The organism is Chloroflexus sp. MS-CIW-1, from assembly GCF_030444705.1.
In the GTDB taxonomy this organism is placed as follows: domain Bacteria; phylum Chloroflexota; class Chloroflexia; order Chloroflexales; family Chloroflexaceae; genus Chloroflexus.
Genome location: NZ_JAUBWR010000001.1, coordinates 272,200 through 291,573, shown reverse-complemented (window position 1 = coordinate 291,573; position 19,374 = coordinate 272,200). Strand labels below are relative to the sequence as shown.

Annotated in this window: 13 protein-coding genes and 1 tRNA gene; 9 read left to right on the top strand and 5 right to left on the bottom strand. The window is 54.4% G+C overall.

All coding sequences use genetic code 11. The annotated features are described in order from the left end of the window. Positions 1-200: 200 nt before the first annotated feature. From uvrC to QTO31_RS01105, 5 genes are all read left to right on the top strand, one after another. Positions 201-2,144, top strand: coding sequence for an excinuclease ABC subunit UvrC (gene uvrC, locus QTO31_RS01125; RefSeq protein ID WP_301427833.1), 1,944 nt, complete (start codon positions 201-203; stop codon positions 2,142-2,144). Between the two features lie 17 nt (positions 2,145-2,161). After that, a complete protein-coding gene (locus QTO31_RS01120; protein WP_301427832.1) occupies positions 2,162-3,769 on the top strand; it encodes a carboxyl transferase domain-containing protein in 1,608 nt (535 codons plus the stop codon). Positions 3,770-3,776: 7 nt separating this feature from the next. After that, positions 3,777-4,946 carry a DUF58 domain-containing protein gene (locus QTO31_RS01115; protein WP_301427831.1) on the top strand — a complete coding sequence of 390 codons (1,170 nt, stop codon included), beginning with the start codon at positions 3,777-3,779 and terminating at the stop codon, positions 4,944-4,946. Positions 4,947-5,001: 55 nt separating this feature from the next. After that, complete coding sequence (locus QTO31_RS01110) at positions 5,002-5,919, top strand: pseudouridine-5'-phosphate glycosidase (protein ID WP_301427830.1); 918 nt, start codon at positions 5,002-5,004, stop codon at positions 5,917-5,919. Between the two features lie 233 nt (positions 5,920-6,152). Then, positions 6,153-7,190 carry an RNA polymerase sigma factor RpoD/SigA gene (locus QTO31_RS01105; RefSeq protein ID WP_031459340.1) on the top strand — a complete coding sequence of 346 codons (1,038 nt, stop codon included), beginning with the start codon at positions 6,153-6,155 and terminating at the stop codon, positions 7,188-7,190. A 301-nt stretch (positions 7,191-7,491) separates the two neighbouring features. On the opposite strand, the gene QTO31_RS01100 is transcribed toward QTO31_RS01105, so the two are convergent. The 4 genes from QTO31_RS01100 to QTO31_RS01090 all read right to left on the bottom strand — a co-directional run bounded on the left by QTO31_RS01100 (position 7,492) and on the right by QTO31_RS01090 (position 11,890). Continuing rightward, positions 7,492-7,827: a DUF86 domain-containing protein gene (locus QTO31_RS01100; RefSeq protein WP_301427829.1), complete on the bottom strand. Its 336-nt coding sequence runs from the start codon at positions 7,825-7,827 to the stop codon at positions 7,492-7,494. Continuing rightward, the gene (locus QTO31_RS01095) at positions 7,824-8,126 is read right to left on the bottom strand and encodes a nucleotidyltransferase family protein (protein ID WP_367620626.1); all 303 of its coding nucleotides are present in this window, start codon (positions 8,124-8,126) and stop codon (positions 7,824-7,826) included. The genes QTO31_RS01100 and QTO31_RS01095 overlap by 4 nt, the downstream gene beginning before the upstream one ends. Next, a complete protein-coding gene (locus tag QTO31_RS19205) occupies positions 8,101-8,244 on the bottom strand; it encodes a nucleotidyltransferase family protein (protein WP_367620606.1) in 144 nt (47 codons plus the stop codon). The genes QTO31_RS01095 and QTO31_RS19205 overlap by 26 nt, the downstream gene beginning before the upstream one ends. A gap of 100 nt (positions 8,245-8,344) precedes the next feature. Beyond that, on the bottom strand, positions 8,345-11,890 hold the full coding sequence (locus QTO31_RS01090) for a class I SAM-dependent DNA methyltransferase (RefSeq protein ID WP_301429426.1): 3,546 nt from the start codon (positions 11,888-11,890) through the stop codon (positions 8,345-8,347). A gap of 611 nt (positions 11,891-12,501) precedes the next feature. Between QTO31_RS01090 and QTO31_RS01085 the strand changes: the two genes are divergently transcribed. The 4 genes from QTO31_RS01085 (at position 12,502) to ftsH (ending at position 16,757) form a co-directional block, all read left to right on the top strand. Further along, a tRNA-Met gene (locus tag QTO31_RS01085) sits at positions 12,502-12,576 on the top strand. A 50-nt stretch (positions 12,577-12,626) separates the two neighbouring features. Continuing rightward, positions 12,627-14,051 carry a tRNA lysidine(34) synthetase TilS gene (gene tilS, locus QTO31_RS01080; protein WP_301427827.1) on the top strand — a complete coding sequence of 475 codons (1,425 nt, stop codon included), beginning with the start codon at positions 12,627-12,629 and terminating at the stop codon, positions 14,049-14,051. Positions 14,052-14,058: 7 nt separating this feature from the next. Continuing rightward, positions 14,059-14,601: a hypoxanthine phosphoribosyltransferase gene (gene hpt / locus QTO31_RS01075; protein ID WP_031459349.1), complete on the top strand. Its 543-nt coding sequence runs from the start codon at positions 14,059-14,061 to the stop codon at positions 14,599-14,601. A 200-nt stretch (positions 14,602-14,801) separates the two neighbouring features. Continuing rightward, positions 14,802-16,757, top strand: coding sequence for an ATP-dependent zinc metalloprotease FtsH (gene ftsH, locus QTO31_RS01070; protein WP_301427826.1), 1,956 nt, complete (start codon positions 14,802-14,804; stop codon positions 16,755-16,757). 201 nt (positions 16,758-16,958) lie between these two features. On the opposite strand, the gene QTO31_RS01065 is transcribed toward ftsH, so the two are convergent. Continuing rightward, positions 16,959-19,361: a hypothetical protein gene (locus QTO31_RS01065; RefSeq protein ID WP_301427825.1), complete on the bottom strand. Its 2,403-nt coding sequence runs from the start codon at positions 19,359-19,361 to the stop codon at positions 16,959-16,961. Between the last annotated feature and the right edge of the window lie 13 nt (positions 19,362-19,374).

The window sequence follows — 19,374 nt, the reverse complement described above, 5'->3', positions numbered from 1 at the left end:
ATACCATGTCTTTTACCGTCAGTAGTCAGTGAGTCAAGGGAATAGGGCAGGCTCGTCTATTTACAAAGAATACGCAGGATAGGCATACTCCATACGATTGCAGCCCATCCTGCGTGCTTACTTCCCCCCTCGCTGTTGACAATATACCATTAAGATGAATAATAGCTGAACAAGCGAACAGGAATGTTATACTAGGCACTATGGATCTCAGTCACACTGCTGTACGCGATCATGCCGCTTTTCTTGAGCGGCTCCGCTTAGTTCCCGATCAGCCGGGCGTCTATCTCTGGAAAGACGCACAGGGTCGTTTACTGTATGTGGGCAAGAGTAAACGCCTGCGCGACCGCATGCGCTCGTATTTTGGCTCGCCGCGTAGTCTGAATGGCAAAACCCGACGGTTAGTCAGTCATATTGCCGATTTTGAAATTATTGTCACTCAGAGCGAGTTAGAGGCGCTGTTGCTGGAAATGAACTTGATTAAACAGCACCGGCCGCCGTATAACATTCTGCTCAAAGATGATAAAACATATCCGTACATCAAGGTCACGGTCAACGAAGAGTGGCCACGGGTGTTTGCGACTCGTCAGGTGCTGAATGATGGCGCACGTTATTTTGGCCCCTACGCCAGTGCCGGTTCAGTCTACCAGGCACTCGATATTCTTAATCGGCTGTTCGCATTCCGGCCACCCTACGAGTGCAAAGACGATAAATTCAACCGCCATCGCAAGCAAGGAAAGCCATGCCTCTACTACCAGATGCGCCGTTGTCTAGGGCCGTGTGTACCTGGTCTGGTGACAAAAGAAGCCTATCGGCAGGCGATTGACGCTGTTTGTCGCTTCCTCGAAGGCAAGAGTGATCAGATCGTGCGCGAATTACGTGCGCAAATGGAGCAAGCCGCCGAACAATTGGAGTTCGAGCGAGCGGCCTATCTGCGTGATCGGATACAGGCAATCGAGAAGATATCGGAACGTCAGCAGGTGTTGCGCACCGTAGATACCGATCAGGATGTGATTGCCTTTGCCCGCGAAGACGGGAGTGCCGTCGTGCAGGTGCTCTTCATTCGCGGCGGGAAGCTGATTAACGCCGAGCCATTTACGCTGCAAGGCACAGAAGGCGAAAGCGATGAGGCATTGCTCGCTTCGTTCATTACCCAATTCTACCAGAATGCGCCAACCGTTCCACCTAGTTTACTGCTCGCTGAGCATATCGAAGAACCGTTGATTATCGCTTCGTGGCTGCAACAAAAGAGTGGTCATCGCGTCGAAATTACCGTTCCACGGCGCGGTGAGAAGCGGCAGTTGGTGGAAATGGCGGCGAATAATGCCCGCCAGAAGTTGCGCGAAATTCGCGAGCAGTGGCTCAATTCTGAACAGCGAGCCGTTGCTGCGCTGAGTGAGCTGCGTGATCTGCTTGAATTGCCTGCTCTACCCCGTCGGATCGAGTGCTACGATGTCTCAAATACTCAGGGACAGCATTCAGTGGCCAGTATGGTAGTGTTCGAGCACGGCGAACCGCGTCCTGCTTATTACCGCCGTTTTAAGATCAAGACCGTGAGTGGGGCAAACGATGTGGCTTCACTGCGCGAAGTAATCAGTCGGCGTTTCCGCCGGGCAGCCGAAGCATTAGGTGAGCAGCAGCTTGCCGTCGAAGAAGAAACCTCGACCGGTGAAGCATCCAGTACCGATCAACAGGCACTAGAACGCTGGGCCGAGTTGCCCGATCTGTTGTTGGTCGATGGTGGACAGGGACAGGTTGCGGCTGCTGTTGCCGCGCTACAGGAACTCGGTTTTGACCAGATTCCAGTAGTTGGTGTTGCTAAAGGCCCTGATCGTAACCGGTTTGATCTGGTGCGTATAGGGTGCGAACCGATCGTGCTGGCCCGCGATAGTAAGGCTCTGGCGCTGATCCAGCGGATTGATGAAGAAGCACATCGCTTTGCGATCACGTATCATCGCAAATTGCGTAGCAAAGCTGCGCTTCGTTCACCACTCGAAGATATTCCAGGGATCGGGCCAAAACGGAAGCGAGCGCTGCTCAAGGCGTTCGGTTCGATAGAGGGTATTCGGCGGGCCAGTATCGATGAAATTGCTGCCGTTCCTGGGATGACGCGCAAGCTTGCCGAAGAGCTGAAGAATCTATTGTAGTCGTCGGAGAGCATACTATGTCGATCATTCATTCGCACATTCAAACCAACAGTCCTGATTTTCAGGCCAATTTCGCTTATCATCAGGCGTTAGCCGCCGACTTACGTGCACGGCTGGCTGAGATACGCCAGGGTGGTGGCGCCGAGCAGCGTCGGCGTCACGAAGAACGAGGCAAGCTCTTCGTGCGTGACCGCATTGATACACTGATTGACCCTGATAGTGCATTTCTTGAAATTGGGGCGCTGGCTGCGTATAAGGTTTACGATGAAGAAGTTCCATCGGCTGGTATTGTTTGTGGTATTGGTCAGGTGGCCGGTCGACCGGTGATGATCATTGCTAATGATGCGACCGTCAAGGGCGGTACGTACTTTCCGCTTACCGTCAAGAAGCATTTACGCGCACAGGAGATTGCGCGGGAAAATCGGTTGCCGTGCATTTATCTGGTCGATAGCGGCGGCGCCTATCTGCCGCTGCAAAGCGAAGTCTTTCCCGACCGCGACCACTTTGGGCGAATTTTCTACAACCAGGCCCAGATGTCAGCCGAGGGCATTCCCCAAATTGCCTGCGTGATGGGCAGTTGTACCGCTGGTGGTGCCTACGTACCGGCGATGAGCGATGAAGTGGTGATTGTGAAGGGTAACGGTACCATCTTTTTAGGTGGGCCACCGCTGGTCAAGGCCGCTACCGGAGAGGAGGTCACTGCCGAAGAGCTAGGTGGGGCTGATGTTCATACTCGTATCTCTGGTGTCGCCGACTATTTTGCCAACGATGACCGTGAAGCATTGGCAATTGTGCGCGATATTGTCGCTCATTTGGGGCCGCGTCAGCGTGCACAATGGGAACTCCGTGATCCGGAACCGCCGCGCTACGATCCACGTGAGATTTATGGAATTCTACCCCGCGATTTTCGTCAGAGCTACGATGTTCGTGAGGTGATTGCGCGCATTGTAGACGGCAGTCGTTTCCATGAGTTCAAAGCGCGTTATGGTACAACGCTCGTGTGTGGTTTTGCCCACATTGAAGGATTTCCGGTTGGGATTCTGGCCAATAATGGTATTCTATTCAGCGAAAGTGCGCTGAAGGGTGCTCATTTCATCGAGTTGTGTTGTGCCCGCAGTATTCCGTTGGTCTTTTTGCAGAATATCACCGGCTTCATGGTTGGCAAGCAGTATGAAAATGGCGGGATCGCCAAAGATGGTGCGAAACTTGTGACCGCAGTGAGTTGCGCAAACGTACCAAAATTTACCGTCATTATCGGAGGGAGTTTCGGCGCCGGAAATTACGGTATGTGTGGGCGCGCCTACCAACCGCGTCAGCTCTGGATGTGGCCTAACGCTCGTATCAGTGTAATGGGGGGAATGCAGGCGGCAAACGTGCTGCTGACTATCCGGCGTGACAATCTGCGTGCCCGTGGTCAAGATATGACTCCCGAAGAGCAAGAGCGCTTTATGGCACCGATTTTGGCTAAGTATGAACAGGAGGGACATCCGTACTATGCCAGTGCCCGTTTGTGGGACGATGGGGTGATAGATCCGATAGAGACCAGGCGGGTATTGGCACTCGGTCTGGCAGCGGCAGCCGAGGCTCCAGTACAGCCGACCCGCTTTGGTGTCTTCCGCATGTAGGTCGGCTATGACGCTGCTCCGCTCGATAACCATCATTGCCATCGTCTGGATGATACTCGATCCGAATTTGATCATCGGGATGGTGGTATCCGCTTTGATCGGTGTTCAAGTGACAGGCTGGGCCTGGCCGCGCTTTGTGCGCAACCAGATTTCGTGGCAACGATCCGTACCCTCGGCATTGGCACCCGCTGAGCAGGCAGATGTCGTGCTACGGATTGTCTACCGTGGATGGTTACCCCTACCATACCTGATTGTGCGCGAAGACATTCCTGCCAGTCTGAGTGAGATGCCGCGTCGGCAATGGGTCGTTAGCTTACGTCCGGGTCAACAGTGCACACTCCGCTACCCGATACAGGGGCGGCAGCGTGGTTTGTATTGGCTCGGACCGCTCAAGATGTGGGTTGGTTCGGTGTTCGCGATCAACGAAGTGCAGCTTGGCGAACCGCAACAAACTCCGCTGACTATCGTGCCAATGGTGCTACCGTTCCAGTCGTTTTATCTACCAAATGCGTTGCCTTATAGTCAGGAGCGTTATCACCTGAGCCTGTTCGACGATCCGGCGCAGAAGATTGGGGTGCGTCAATACCAGACAGGTGATCCGCCGCGGCGTATTGATTGGAAGACCAGTGCTCGTGTGGGTGAGCTTCAGGTTCGCGAACTGGCACCAGTGGTCGCTCGTGAAACGCTGATCGTGCTGGCCTTCATGGAAAGCGAATACCCCGGTCGATTTTCGTATAACAATCGTGAGCGTGCGGTCGTTGCGGCTGCTTCACTAGCCGCTGCCTTAATCTATCGGCGTCAGCCGGTTGGTTTTCAGAGCAACGGTTATGATCCGCTGCTCCGCCAGCCTGTGGCGACACTGGCGCCAGCAGCCGGTGTCGAGCATCTGCGTGAAATCCTGCTCAGACTGGGACGAATCGAACCGGCAACCGACGGTGCGCCAATCGATCATATGCTCTCAGATAATCTGGCCCTGAGTCGTGGTGGAACATTGGTGCTGATTACCAGTTCACTCAATGCGCGTATTCTAGCGATCCTGCTGACCATTCGGCGCAGCGGAATCAAGGTTTCCATCGCGCTGGCCGATCCAGGCCCAACCGATCTGCTGCAAGCCAGACAACACGGCATCACAGCGTTCCAGATCAATCGCGATGGGGCAATTGTTCCAGATGTGTAAAACGTCGCGCCATCGAGCGTTTATGCCTGCGGAAGGTACAAGAGGAGAACTGTGTATGTTGCGCATTGCCGAAGAAGTCTCTACTGCTCTCGAAGAGGGCCGTGCCGTTGTTGCACTTGAAAGTACTCTCATCAGTCACGGCTTACCCTATCCACACAATCTGGCCGTTGCCGAGGGGTTGGAAGCTGAAGTTCGGGCAGCGGGTGCCGTGCCGGCAACGATTGGGCTGATTGAAGGGGTGCCGGTCATCGGGTTGAATGGGAATGAACTGGAGCGACTGGCCGCAGGTGGTGAACGAGTACGGAAGTTGAGTCGGCGCGACATCGGAGCAGCTATTGTAGATCACGCCGACGGCGCAACGACCGTTGCAGCGACCATGGCGCTGGCTGCGGCTGCCGGTATTGAAGTCTTTGCAACAGGTGGGATCGGTGGCGTTCATCGTGGTGCGATTCATAGCTGGGATGTCAGCGCTGATCTGACCGAACTGAGTCGCACGCCGGTGTTGGTGGTCTGTGCCGGTGCCAAGGCGATCCTCGATCTCCCGGCCACCCTCGAATACCTGGAAACCCATGGGGTACCGGTCGTTGGCTACCAAACCTCCGAGTTCCCCGCTTTCTACACCCCTCAGAGTGGCCTGCCGGTAGCCGCAGTGGCTGATAATGCGTTGACTGCCGCACGGATGTGGCGTATCCAACGCCGCTACAGTGCCTTTGCTGCCCCAGGTGGTATGGTACTCTGTGTGCCACCACCGGCCCAATATGCGCTTGACCGTGACGTGATCGAGGCTGCAATTGAGCGGGCGTTAGCGCGGGCTGAGGCCGAGGGCGTGCGTGGGCCGTCAGTAACCCCTTTCCTGCTCGCAGCAATGGCGGAAGAGACGGTTGGTGAGAGTATTGAAACCAACATCGCCTTGTTGCGCAACAACACTCGCGTGGCTGCTGAAGTAGCGCTTCGGATCAGCGAACTGGGCTAACCTTCAGGTGAACAAATGGTGTGCAAAGTACTTGACAAATTGTGTTATTGCTCGTATACTAACAAATGCTGTTATTAGATGTAACAGCGTAAACCGTCACATCCTCGACGGTTCACACCTCACACGTTACCCCGTTTCGTTACGTGCTGGGTGCCTCTGGTGGCGTCTCCGCAACGGCGGAGAAACTTGCTATTTGTCCCTTTGGTTGCATAGTTAAGCAGGAGTGCCCGCCAATGCTCAAGCGTCGACCATCAAGCTGGGAAAAAGAAGAGATAACGCTCTACACCCACGAGCACGATGAAAGTTTTGGGCACGAAGAGTCACTGTTTTCTCCCGATCTGAGTGATATTGATCGGGCAGAACCGACACTCGATGCGGTGCAACACTATTTGCAAGAGATTGGGCGTGTTGCGTTACTAACCGCTGCTGAAGAGGTGGAGTTAGCTGAACAGATCGAGCGTGGGAATGAGGCAGAAGCACGTCTGAACAGTGCCGTTGATCTGACCCCCCAGGAACGCTACGAATTACTTCAGGCCGTTCAGCGTGGTCAAGAGGCGCGTCGCCATTTAATTCAGGCGAATTTGCGTCTGGTAGTCAGTATTGCCAAGAAGTATGTTGGTCGTGGTCTGGCCCTGCTCGATCTGATCCAGGAAGGAAATATTGGGTTGATGCGGGCAGTTGAGAAGTTTGATTACCACAAAGGTAATCGCTTCAGCACGTATGCCACGTGGTGGATACGCCAGGCGGTAACGCGAGCACTAGCCGAGCAAGGGCGCACAATCCGGCTACCGGTGCATATGAGCGAGTCGGTTGGTCAGGTGAAGCGGATCGCCGAGCGTCTGGCTCAGTCGCTCGAACGCCAACCCACCGCAGAAGAGATTGCGATGGCGCTTGGTCAGCCGGTCGAACGGATTGAGCGTATCCTCGAAGCAGCACGGCGACCGGTTTCACTCGAAACACCGGTCGGTGATGATGGTGAGCATACGCTGGGCGACTTTCTGACCGACGAAGGACTGCCTACACCCAGTGAAATAGCGGCGCAAAAGCTGCTGCGTCGTGATCTCTGGGCAGCTCTCGACCAGCTCAACGACCGCGAACGGCGAATTATCGATTTGCGCTACGGTCTCCTGGACGGTCGCCGTCGAACGCTGGAAGAAGTTGGCCGAGCACTCGGTATGACCCGTGAACGGGCACGGCAGATCGAAGCCGAAGCGCTACGACGGTTGCGTAGCCCAGAGGTTGGTCAGCATTTGCGCGATTATTTGGAGTGAGCAGTGTTGATTCATTGCTGCGCTGTTATCTATCTCCACTTTCATCGCTCATATTCATCATCTGAGTACGTCTGAAAAATTCTTACCCTTCCTCTTTCATTGTGAGAGAGGAAGGGTCAAGAGTGTTTATCGCTCCGTATCCTTTGGTACGGCATTGTACCCTGTCATCCGATGTCCATACCAGAACCGATGTCGTGCGTTCCATCGTCCGAACATGATCGCACGCTGAGCTGTACCGCTGCTACACCAAACAATTTTTTGTAGGGTTTGCTCGTCTATCATGTAATGCATGCACTCACCTCTACGCATCATTTGTAGAGATGTACTTCTCAATCTCAGCAATAAGTGGTGGCAGTCCTTCCTGCACAGTTTTCCAGAGGATGTCCAGATTGATGTCGAAATAAGCATGGACGAGACGGTGCCGCATACCGACAATCTTGTTCCAGGGCAAGTCGGGCAGCGCTGCTCTGGATTGCGGACGTATCTGGTAAGCAGCCTCTCCGATGATCTCGATAGCTTTGACCAATGCCCACGTAAGCTGACGATCATGATCCAGATCACCCCGGTTACGGTGGCGAATAAATCCTACGGCCTCGCGAGCGGCATCAAGCATGTGCTGAAGTCGGATCAGAATCATTCCGCTGCATACTGTACCTCTGCTTCAGCGATGACTTGACTCCGGAAATACGGACTGAGATCCTCTGACGTGCGCAGGTCAACTGTTCGTCCTCCCAACAGCATCGAGAGTTCCTGTTCCAGGCCAGCAATATCAAAGAGGGTAGGAATGCGGTCTGGCTCGAACTCGACCAGAATATCCACATCACTATCCGGCCTGAAGTCGTCCCGTAACGCTGAACCGAAGACCGCCAGCCGCCGGATGCCGTGCTTCTGGCAGAATGCCGCAATACATTCAGGAGAGAGATGGATGTTTTTCATCATCACTATCCGGCCTGAAGTCGTCCCGTAACGCTGAACCGAAGACCGCCAGCCGCCGGATGCCGTGCTTCTGGCAGAATGCCGCAATACATTCAGGAGAGAGATGGATGTTTTTCATCGCTCAACCTCCGTTATCTTGCTTCCAGATATTCATACCTCTTTGCCTGCTCTTCTGTTGTTACGAGTGGATACCGGGCAGGGAATGCCTCGCCCGGAGTTTATCGCATGGCCTCACTGACTGCCAGCGGTGGGAGATTGAGAGATTCTAACATTTCTCGCACGATGCACCTGGCCTGCCGATGGTCGCGCGTAGCCTCCAGCGCTCGCTGGAGCAGCGTTTGAGCCGTCTCGCGCAGATACTGCTCGTATGCCTGTACCGCCTTGCTGATGATGATGGGATCGACAGGCACGTCGACCATGTACTGTCCTGGTCTCGCAGCGTAAACGATATAACGCGCCTGCTGTTCGTTTCCCTGGAATTTCCCCACCTCGTTATCACTTGCATCGAGCAGCGTATATTCTCCGAAAAAGTCTCTCCAGGATACCGGTCGACCGGTAAGCGCAACATCCATCATCTTCGGACGACCAGCAGGCAGGAAGGCGGTGATTGGCTTCAGACCGCCAGAGAGTCCTTCTCGACGAATTTTCTCTTTGATCTGTTCCAGGCTCAGGCCTTTTTCCCGCTTCTGGCGCGCAGCGCGTAAACCAGGCAGCGCCAGCCGCTCTTTCACCATCTCTACCAATCCCTCGTAGATGTCCGGCAAGTACCGGTCAGGTTCTAAACCCAGTGCTGCAAGAACCGCTTCGTCTAGCGCTCGACGGTCTTTTTGTTTGACTTCCAGGTCAATTTGCATAACTGCTCGCTTTTTTAATTTTTTGTACTCTTTGACTATTTTTCCTCGATTAGCCTCACAGATTTTGGAAGGATCAGGTATAAGAAGGGCACTAAGCTCAGGACCGATGATCTTCAATACACCATCACCGAGATTTTGCCTTCCAAGCATTTCGAGCAAAAGATAGGTCAGGGTGCTATTTACCAGAGACATGCTTAATTCAAACATGCTTGAATCGCTGAAATCCCACTCAAACATAACATCGCTGGCCAGTACTCCGGCATTTTCCAAAATGAAAAAACGTCGGTCGATAAAACCCATGGTGAGGAACGAAGCAGGCTTCCGCTCACCAAGCAGCCACCATGCCTTTCTTCCCTTCACACTGGGCACGTGAGACCAGGATTGACCCTGCGGGGTGTGTTGCTGTTCACCCCATTTCACATATTCATACGCCAATGGATACCTGTCCTGAAGTTCCTGGTGCGGATCGGGCAACGATGGATCAACAGGCGGCAGAAACAGGCGATAGCGAAGCTTTTGCGGCTCCACCACCAGACCGGCGGCTTCTTTCGGACTCTTGATGACCGGACGCAGGCATTCCTCCTCGATTTCCCCTTCCCAGCCCCGTGCGTTTTTCACCCGCAGCGTGCCAGGGGCGCTTCCCGATCCCAACGGCTCCAGGTAGAAGAAGTCGTTGATGCCGGTTTTGATGCCAAAACGCACCTTAGCCACCTGGCTCAAGGGGACAAGTTTGTCGCCAGCCCGCGCCAGAATGTCAAAATAGACCTGAGGCGCGCGGATGTAAAGTCCCCATTTGGCTGTTTCGCCTTTCGTCGTGAGTTCCGCCTCCAGCTCAGCCTGCGGTACCAGGCGGATGCGAAATGCGTCGGTTTCCACCGTGTGAATGCCACAGAGAGATTGTACCTGGCCGGTTGTCGGATCCCAGGCGGTTATACGGGCATCAGCAGTCTCAATGACCCGCACCAGGGCATCCACCTTCTGCCAGCGTTCCGCCTCACGCAGAAGCAGGTCCTGGGGCAGGAGTTCAGCCAGCGGCTTTTTCACCTTCACGAAGCGGACGATATTGCTGTTACGTTGTTCGGCATCTTCACGGCGCTCCAGGATAACGAAGGCCGTGTTGATAGCAGCATCCTCAAACCAGGGTTCGCACCAGGAAGCGACAATCGCAACAATCTTGAAATGGTTCAGGAAAAAGTGCTTGAGTTCTACGCCGTATGCCACATCCAGCCAGGCGTTTGAGGTCACGATCCCCATACGCCCGCCCTCTTTCAGAAGAGCCGCAGCGTGGTAGAAGAGATAGGCATAGATGTCAGCCTGACCGGATAGACGGAGAGCGATCCGTCCATCTTCGATCTGTTTCTGAAGCCATTCTTGACGCCTCGATCCATCATGTGCCATGCGTTGGAGTTCTACATCCCGAATGCCTTTCACAGTAAAAAGGTTTGGATCCTTCCATAACCATTCCCAGGCAATGGCCTGGACGATGGACGTTTTGTATCCCTCGATCTGACGTTCAATCAGTTCCTGGCGGATATACGGAAAATTACCGACCATGCCATCAAAAAGGGGGAGATCAATCGGAATTTTTTTATCGTCTGTCGCTTTTGGCGGAGGGAATGAAAAGGTTTTTCCGGGCTGAACCTGAAAGAAGTCGCTCACAACAATGCGCGGGAAATTGTTCCTGTCCCTCACGTCCTGTCGGAAGAGATTGATCGTTGCTAACTCGGCTGGGAAGTGGGCAACGTCAAATCCCCATAGCCTTTCTAGGATTTCGCAGTGCTTAGCCTGATAGCCGGAAAGCCAGCGTATGCGACTGTAGAGGCGGTTCAGGAAGGTACCCGATCCACAGGTGGGATCCACGTAGTGAGCCTGATCCTGATGGGCCACGAAGCCAATGATGAAATCTACCAGGTCCTCACGGGTGAAATACTGACCGAGCGCATGGCGTTCCTCCTCGGGGATCAACCCTTCCATAATCTGGCCGATGACATCTTCCTTGAGCAGGCCAAAGTCATAGCGGCGAAAATCCTCGAGAAGTTCGCGTAAGATAGACTCTGTGTTGGTGGGAAGTCCAAGTTCATCCAGTGGAGAAGGTTCAAAGACAGCCTGCCAGTCTACTGCCTGTGCTTTGGAGAACGCATCCCGAAGCACGTCGGCAATAGGTTGTGTGGTGTCGGGACGTAAGTCGGGCAATCCCGGATTATTGCGGCGTACTGTGAAGTAAAACAGGATTCGCACTGCCAGGGAATATGCCCAGTGGCGAGCCAGCAGTGCGTCCAGGTCTGTTAAGCCGGTAGGGTATCCCTGCTTCACTGCCCATCGATCCAGATGGTTGCGTTTCTTGAGATCCTTCTTCTGCTGGACGATGTGCTCCTGCAATACAGTAACCAGGCGATGAATGGCCTTCTCCAAAATGCCGATGAAGTAGAACTTATCCGGAACGAAGGGCATCAGGCTTTCCCCGCGTTTCAGACGAGCCAGGTCATCCAGAATGTTTCTGGCTTGCTCGACAGCCGCGGTGCGCTTGGGCACGACAGCCCATTCTTCTAGTGAATTCAGCACCGGCACAGGATAGGATTTGACTGAGCGAAGTGTTTTCCCTGCTACTTCGTAGAGTTCGCCGTTCTGAAAATTCCAGACCACAACATAACGGGCGCCCAGTGCATGAGCTTTGGAAGGAAGTCTGGAGAGGTCTTCCTTCCGACTAGGCGGCTTCAGTTCCCAGAAAGCAAAAGCCTGCTTTACACGCTGATAGGCAGTCCAGATCGTAATATCCGGGTATAAACCGCCAGCACGATGTTCAACAGTAGCTTTTTCAAAAGGAGTTCCGCCGTCCTGAATGATACGATCCAGTTCCGCTGCCAGATCGGCTGCTACTTCTCGTTCGGTAATGGTAGAGGATTGTTTCATCACGTATGTCTCAATCGAACCGGATGTTAGTCGAAAACCGCTTTTTGTCGCTACCACACAAATGATCTCTCGACCAGATTTCTGCGCTGCCGGAAGGAAAACTCTTCATCGGTACGTGTCTCAACGTAACTTTATCTTGTGCAAGAACCTCTGTCAAGCCTATTCTTAGAGAGGGTTTTTCAAAGTTCTCAGTTTTTGATCGAATGAACGGTCTATGAGCTATAAGAATGGAGATACCATAGACGAACATCAGGTTATGCTGATTCTCGACTCGTATCGTTTACCTCGAAGTGTGGTTTTCTAGCTCACATCTGCGACGCATGGTCGGAATACATCGCTTAACCCACTATCAACCCCAAGCCACCCCGCTTGCAAGGGGTAAATCCATTCCTGTCACGTGGAAATAGCATGATGGGCGAGTCAACGAAAGTCTTGTTTCAGACGTTCGTTGAAACGGCAGGCTACACACCTCCGCACGATGGATTGAGCACTCGCATCTTTCGTTAACTCCTCTCCTCACCTCTGCCAGGTAGGGTGAAAACGTTGAATCCCTAATTACCCTAACGAATCTCTTGACGAATTCGCCCTCCAGTGGTACACTTGAATGCCGTGCCGGGGTAGCTCAGCGGTAGAGCAAACGGCTCATAATCGTTAGGTCGCGGGTTCGAATCCCGCCTCCGGCACCAGTCGCCGGTGAGCAATTGCTCACCGGCGTTTCCGTTCATCGTGTGGTGCTATGCTCGACCAGTTGCATCAGTTCTTGCTTGTTGAGGGTGTTGGTCAGCCCACCAATCGGGTATTGGTTGCAGTGTCGGGGGGCAGCGATTCGCTGGCGCTCTTGCATATGCTCTCCATCCTGCGTGCTACCGGTGGGCCGATACCGATTGTTGCTCATCTCGACCACGGTCTGCGCGGGGCCGAGTCGGCCGCAGATGCCGATTTTGTCGCTTCTGTTGCAGCAGCGTGGGGGCTCCGGGCGATCATCGACAACGCTCGCCTTCCGTCGGGGACAACACCGGCTGAGGCGCGGACGGCTCGGTATACCTTTCTCGCTGCTACCGCCCTGGCCGAGCAGGTCGATGCTGTACTTGTTGCTCATCAGGCTGACGATCAGGCAGAAACGGTGTTGATGCACCTCCTGCGTGGCGCCGGTCCGGCTGGATTACGTGGTATGCGAACGCGGGTAGAATGGAGTGAGTGGGCAGCACCGCTGATTGGTGTCGGTCGTGTACCGTCGCATGGTCCGCCGTTGCTCCGTCCGTTACTCACGATCAGTCGGTCAGCCCTGGCAGCCTACTGTGCAACGCATCATCTAACACCCCGTGACGATCCGACGAATCGCAATCTTCACTACGTGCGAGCACGGGTTCGGCATCACCTACTTCCGCAGCTTGCGGCTGAAAATCCGCAAATTGTAGCTGCGCTGAACCGTACAGCTCGCATCTGCGCCGAAGACTATGACTTCATCCAACAGGCGCTTGCAGCGCAGTGGCCGATGCTGATCGTTGAGCAGCAGTCTGACCTAATCATCTTTGATCGCGCTGCCTTACGCTCGTTGCACCCGGCGCTGCGCCGGTATGCCCTGCGGCGGGCAATTGCCGAGCTGAGGGCTGAAGAACCGAGTCTGGCGCAAATGGACACCGCAATCCATCTGATCAATGCGCGGGCTGGTCGGCAGATGCAACTGACGGCGCAGGTCTGGCTGGTGTGCGATCAACGAACTGTTACGCTGCAACATGCTGGGGCGGTGTATCAGCGTGTTCCACAGTTAGAAGCTCCGGTAACGTTGCCCGAATGTGGGGTAGTGATGCTGGCGAATGGCTGGCAGTGTATCGTGCAGCCTGATCCCCCGCCACAGCCAGACCGCTGGTGGTTAGGGTTTATTGCACGACCATCTGGCCCCTTACGGCTGCGGACACGACGGCCTGGGGATCGCATGCGACCGTCTGGCGCACCGGGGCGTCGTCGTTTACAAGATCTGTTTGTTGATCTACGGGTGCCGCGTAGTCTGCGTGATCGATGGCCGCTCCTCGTTGATGCACACGACCAGATTCTCTGGGTGACAGGATTACGGGTTGCTGCCGACATTGCCTCCTCCGATCCGAATCAGGCTACAATGTGGATTGGAATAGTTCATCCGATTGAGGCAACACAGGAGTAAAAGGGATATGCGCCAAGACATCGATTACGTCTTGATCGACGAAGAGCGGCTTAAGCAACGTGTGACCGAGTTGGCTGCCGAAATAACTGCCGATTACCGCCACCTCAATGATCTGTTACTGGTTGGGGTGCTTAAAGGGTGTGCCATGTTCATGGTTGATCTGGCCCGCGCTATCGATCTGCCGCTAGCAATCGATTTCATTGCAGTTGCCAGCTACGGCGCCAGCACCGAATCATCGGGTGTCGTTCGGTTGATCAAAGACCTCGATACCGACATCTCGCATCGCCATGTATTGCTTGTCGAAGATATTATCGATAGTGGGCTAACGCTTGCCTATCTACGCTCGCAACTCTTGCGCCGCAATCCGGCCAGTTTGCGAATTTGTACCTTGCTCAACAAACCAGAACGGCGCACGGCCGATGTGCCGGTCGATTATATTGGTTTCAATATTCCCAATGCCTTCGTGGTTGGCTATGGCCTTGATTACGCTGAACGCTATCGCAATCTGCCGTTCATCGGTGTCTTGCGCCCAGAGGTGTATCAATCTTGATATTGTGATCCAGATTACACTTTGACTGTAATCTGTTCCCTTGCCGCCAGTGATCGGCTGATGTTATAATGCTGTACAAGCGGCAAAAACGATGGCTGATCGTCATCGGCGTCGCAATATCTTCGTTGTGGGGTATTCTCCTCAGCATCAGATGACAGCTCGGAAACTGAGATGAGGCAACCCCTCTAGAAAGACACGATATGAGTGATAACCGTTGGCTCAAAAATAGCTTTGTCTACCTCATCATTCTGGTGGCAGCGTTAGCGCTGTTCTTCCAGTATTTTGGGCAGGGCGCCAGCCAGACTGAAGAGAAAGGTATCGCTGACGTAATCGCTGATGCCCAGGTTGGTCTGGTCAGCGAAATTCAGGCCCAGGCTGGCGATGAGCAGATTATTGTTACTTACAAGGATGGCAAGAAATATCGCTCGCGGGTCGAGACATCAGACAGCGTGATGCGGTTGCTGGCTGATTACAATGTGCCACTGTACGATGAGAATGGTCGGCGGACGATTAACGTTACTGTGCAGCCAGCACCGGCCTGGGGTGGTTTGCTGAGCATCTTTACCATTCTTCTCCCCACGCTGCTGCTGATTGGGTTCTTCGTCTTCTTTATGCGGCAGGCTCAGGGCAGCAATAATCAGGCGATGTCCTTCGGCAAGAGCCGGGCGCGGATGTTTGCCGGTGACAAGCCTACGATTACCTTCGCTGATGTGGCTGGTCAGGAAGAGGCAAAGCAAGACCTGGCTGAAGTTGTTGAGTTTCTGAAGTTTCCTGACAAGTTTGCGGCTCTTGGGGCACGCATTCCGCGTGGTGTTTTGATGGTTGGCCCGCCCGGTACCGGTAAGACGTTGCTCTCGCGTGCGGTTGCCGGTGAAGCGGGTGTACCTTTCTTCAGTATCTCTGGCTCTGAATTCGTCGAGATGTTTGTGGGTGTTGGTGCTTCGCGTGTTCGTGACTTGTTCGATCAGGCGAAGCGGAATGCACCGTGTATCGTCTTCATTGATGAGATTGATGCTGTTGGTCGGCAGCGCGGCGCTGGTTTAGGTGGTTCACACGATGAACGTGAACAGACCCTCAACCAAATCCTGGTTGAGATGGACGGTTTCGATACCAACACAAATGTGATCGTTATTGCGGCAACCAACCGTCCTGACGTGCTCGATCCGGCGCTGGTTCGCCCTGGCCGTTTCGACCGGCAGGTTGTGCTCGACGCACCCGATGTACGGGGCCGCATTGATATTCTGAAGGTTCACGTGAGAGGAAAGCCACTGGCCGAGGATGTCAATCTCGAAGTCATCGCTCGTCAGACACCGGGCTTCTCGGGTGCCGATCTGATGAATGTGGTCAACGAGGCAGCGATCCTGGCGGCACGTCGCTCGAAGCGCAAGATCAGTATGGCCGAATTTCAGGATGCGGTCGAGAGAGTGGCAATCGGCGGTCCCGAGCGCCGTTCACGGGTAATGACTGATCGTCAGAAACTGGTGGTTGCGTACCACGAGGCCGGTCATGCTATTGTTGGTGCTGCATTACCGAAGGCCGACAAAGTGCAGAAGGTAACGATTATCCCACGTGGTCAGGCTGGCGGTTATACCCTCTTCTTGCCTGATGAGGATAGTTTGAACCTGCGCACCGTGTCGCAGTTCAAAGCCCGTCTGGCCGTTTCGCTGGGTGGTCGTGTTGCTGAAGAGATTGTTTTCGGTAATGATGAGGTCACCACAGGCGCTTCTGGTGACTTGATGCAGGTTACGCGGATTGCGCGGGCAATGGTGACGCGCTATGGGATGAGTCAGCGTCTGGGGCCGATGGTCTTCGGCGAGAAGGAAGAGTTGATCTTCCTTGGTCGTGAGATCAGCGAGCAGCGGAACTATAGCGACGACGTGGCGCGTCAGATTGATGAAGAGGTGCGAGCCATCGTCAATGAAGCCTACGAGACAGCGCAGCAAATCCTGCTCCAGAATCGGGCAGTGCTTGATGACATGGCAAATGCGTTGCTCGAATACGAGACACTTGATGGTGAGCAGCTTGAAGAGTTGATCCGGCGCGTCAAGCCTTTGGCACTCGATTTGAGCAAGAGTGCTCAGAATGGACGAGCGGGAGAGCACTCAACACAGCCCGATCAGATGGGTCTCGGCGGCGCCAATCCGCTACCGGCATAGTTGTCGCGATAAAAACTCAGTGACGTCGGTAAGGGGTAAGCATGAGCTTACCCCTTGCCAGTTTTATTGTGGCCGAAACCTGAAATACCACGCCGGCCTACTCGTGCGTGGTATCCCTTACCGTTTTGGATTTCATCATCGGTGTCGCAAACGCGACTGCAAACCGCAAATCCCGAAAGTCCCTAACCGCCAGGCGATGATCTATTCCGGCCAGCGATAGCGTACCCCTGGTGGGAGGTGTAGGGTTTCATCTCCCAAACGGCCAAGACTAAAGGTTGTACCGTCGAGGTTGCGTTCCAAGCGGGCGTACTCTGTCCACTGCACAATCCAGCCATGCCGTGATATTTCACCGCTCAACACTTGACCAAGCGTGGCGCTAACCTCTTCTGGTACGGAAAAACCAGTACAGATATTGATTGCTGGCGAATGGTCGTTACACTGATCGCTCCGCAGCGTCTCGGCCATGTAGAGTTCAATGCCCAGTGGTCGCATCTGAACGATGCCGTCGCGCCATTCGAGGCAGATGCGTTCAAAACATTGTAACCAGCCCCACGCGAACGGAACTGCTGGGGTTAGTGGCCAGCCACCCCGTTCCAGGGCACCGGCTTCGGCCCAGGCGCGCATGAAGGGAGCCGGCACAAAATAGCCAGTCTCGGTGAAAAACATGCCACCCTGTGCGGCAACCGGTATTCTGGCAATTGGTTGGGGGGCGGCTATCGCATTCCCATGCTCGTCGCGCAAACTCACGGTAAGTAGATAGTCGCCGGGTAGTAATGCTGGGGGTAACGTAATGGGTTGCAGATGGTCGATGGAAGCTGACTCTGGCCAGCGCGATGGGGGCAACGCGCCATAGACCAATGGCCGTTCATGCTGCGATATGAGACGCTCGTCGGCAGTGCGTAATTGCACCACAACCGTGAGATCATCCGCTGGCGCAGGAACTGTTCGCTGCCAAATCAGGTTCAAGACCACAAGATCACCAGGCTCGTAGGTGTTTGTAGTTGGTGATGCGATTTGTACGCCAACCAGTTGGATTCCGCCACCAAGCAGGGGGTGCAACGGTGACTGTGTTGAACCGGTAGCAATCGGTCGGTAACGGTCAATTACACCCAGTACACCGTCCTGGGCGTAACGGTGACGGATGATTGCAACCATTTCTGGTGTCAGCCAATTGCCAAGGTAATCGATCAGAATGAGGGGGAATTTGCCGTTTGCCAGCTCGTATAGCACGGTGGTCTGATCGACGTATCCCTGATCGAGTAGTTGGCGAAACTCGAAGACGGGGATGCGGGCGGTCAGGCCAGCACCGCTGGCTAGGCCGGGCAGATCGGTAAAGATGACACCACCAGATGCTTGTAGCTCGTCGGTTAGTGCGGCAGTCGTGCGGTTCAGTGCGGCTAAGACCGCTGCCTCACGTTGCGCATCGGCCCACAACCCGTAGTTCCCCAGGACAAAACGAGGTGGACTTGGCTCGATCAAACCTGCTGGTCGTAGGCGATTGGCGTCCCAAAGCGGAGGATAGTAGAGGAGGCTGAGAACGGTCAAGATGCTTAGCAGTGGTCGTGTACCTGGATAGGAGGATGTTTGGACAGACCACCCTGCACCACTCAGCCAGATTAAAGCAGCGTACCATTCGAAGAAGTAGTTGGCATACGCACCGACTTTACCGACACCAATAGCCTCGATAGTTCCGGCCAACAAGTATGTTAGTGCTGGGATAAGTATTGCCCGCCGAGGACTATACCAGATCGTGATACCACCGATGAGCGCAGTTAGTAATAGCGGCCACCGCAACCCCAATTGTTGTCGCCAGAAATCGGCGGCCAGGTTGGCTTCCCAACGATTAGCATTGGCAGCGACGACATGCAGGAGAAACCAGCCATGGCTCATCCACGACAATGCGGCCACGATGCTGCCGCCAACCAGACCAACGGTCGTGATATATGTCATGGCTGCTTTTGCCGCTGTTGATACTGGTTGGGAACGAGAGCGGTACCATACGACGGACAACATAGCAGCCGCAGCCGCTGGCCCGGCAATCAGTGATGGTTTGGTCAAGAGACAGCCAACGGCCAATAGACCGGCCAGTAGACCACGCTGAACTGCCGACAATCGTTCACAACCGGCTACCCACACTGCCCATAAACCGAGCGCTACGCCTAGCAGATCGACGCGCATCAGTGGCATCCACTCACGCACGACCGGAATGGTCAACCACAGCAGTGCTATCCAGGCTCCACGTTGCCCGATCAGTGCGGCCAGGGCAGCAGTGCTTGCCAATGCACCAAATAATGCTATCAGGCGTCCGGCTAGCAGTGGATCGCCGATGATCCGCGCCAAACTACCGGTAACGACAAGGTACAGTGGCGGGTAATTAACGACCAAAAATGGTGCCTGGGCAGGGTTTGCATATATCTGCCAGAATGCCCGTCCGGCCAGGAGTTGCTGGACCTGTGCCAGAAGTGGTCCCTCTCCGTAATCGAGTGGAAAAGGGAAACCGAGCAACAGGCGGATATGATCACTTGCGTACCAGAGGTACACGGCGATCAATCCGACCAGCGTACTCGTTATCAACCAACGTCCAATGAAGAGTGCAGAGCGCATATGGTAAGATAAC

What these genes read in the sequence shown, in the direction of transcription:
- uvrC (WP_301427833.1), top strand. Translation starts at nt 201, where the DNA reads ATGGATCTCAGTCACACTGCTGTACGCGATCATGCCGCTTTTCTTGAG.
- QTO31_RS01120 (WP_301427832.1), top strand. Translation starts at nt 2,162, where the DNA reads ATGTCGATCATTCATTCGCACATTCAAACCAACAGTCCTGATTTTCAG.
- QTO31_RS01115 (WP_301427831.1), top strand. Translation starts at nt 3,777, where the DNA reads ATGACGCTGCTCCGCTCGATAACCATCATTGCCATCGTCTGGATGATA.
- QTO31_RS01110 (WP_301427830.1), top strand. Translation starts at nt 5,002, where the DNA reads ATGTTGCGCATTGCCGAAGAAGTCTCTACTGCTCTCGAAGAGGGCCGT.
- QTO31_RS01105 (WP_031459340.1), top strand. Translation starts at nt 6,153, where the DNA reads ATGCTCAAGCGTCGACCATCAAGCTGGGAAAAAGAAGAGATAACGCTC.
- QTO31_RS01100 (WP_301427829.1), bottom strand. Translation starts at nt 7,827, where the DNA reads ATGATTCTGATCCGACTTCAGCACATGCTTGATGCCGCTCGCGAGGCC.
- QTO31_RS01095 (WP_367620626.1), bottom strand. Translation starts at nt 8,126, where the DNA reads ATGAAAAACATCCATCTCTCTCCTGAATGTATTGCGGCATTCTGCCAG.
- QTO31_RS19205 (WP_367620606.1), bottom strand. Translation starts at nt 8,244, where the DNA reads ATGAAAAACATCCATCTCTCTCCTGAATGTATTGCGGCATTCTGCCAG.
- QTO31_RS01090 (WP_301429426.1), bottom strand. Translation starts at nt 11,890, where the DNA reads ATGAAACAATCCTCTACCATTACCGAACGAGAAGTAGCAGCCGATCTG.
- tilS (WP_301427827.1), top strand. Translation starts at nt 12,627, where the DNA reads ATGCTCGACCAGTTGCATCAGTTCTTGCTTGTTGAGGGTGTTGGTCAG.
- hpt (WP_031459349.1), top strand. Translation starts at nt 14,059, where the DNA reads ATGCGCCAAGACATCGATTACGTCTTGATCGACGAAGAGCGGCTTAAG.
- ftsH (WP_301427826.1), top strand. Translation starts at nt 14,802, where the DNA reads ATGAGTGATAACCGTTGGCTCAAAAATAGCTTTGTCTACCTCATCATT.
- QTO31_RS01065 (WP_301427825.1), bottom strand. Translation starts at nt 19,361, where the DNA reads ATGCGCTCTGCACTCTTCATTGGACGTTGGTTGATAACGAGTACGCTG.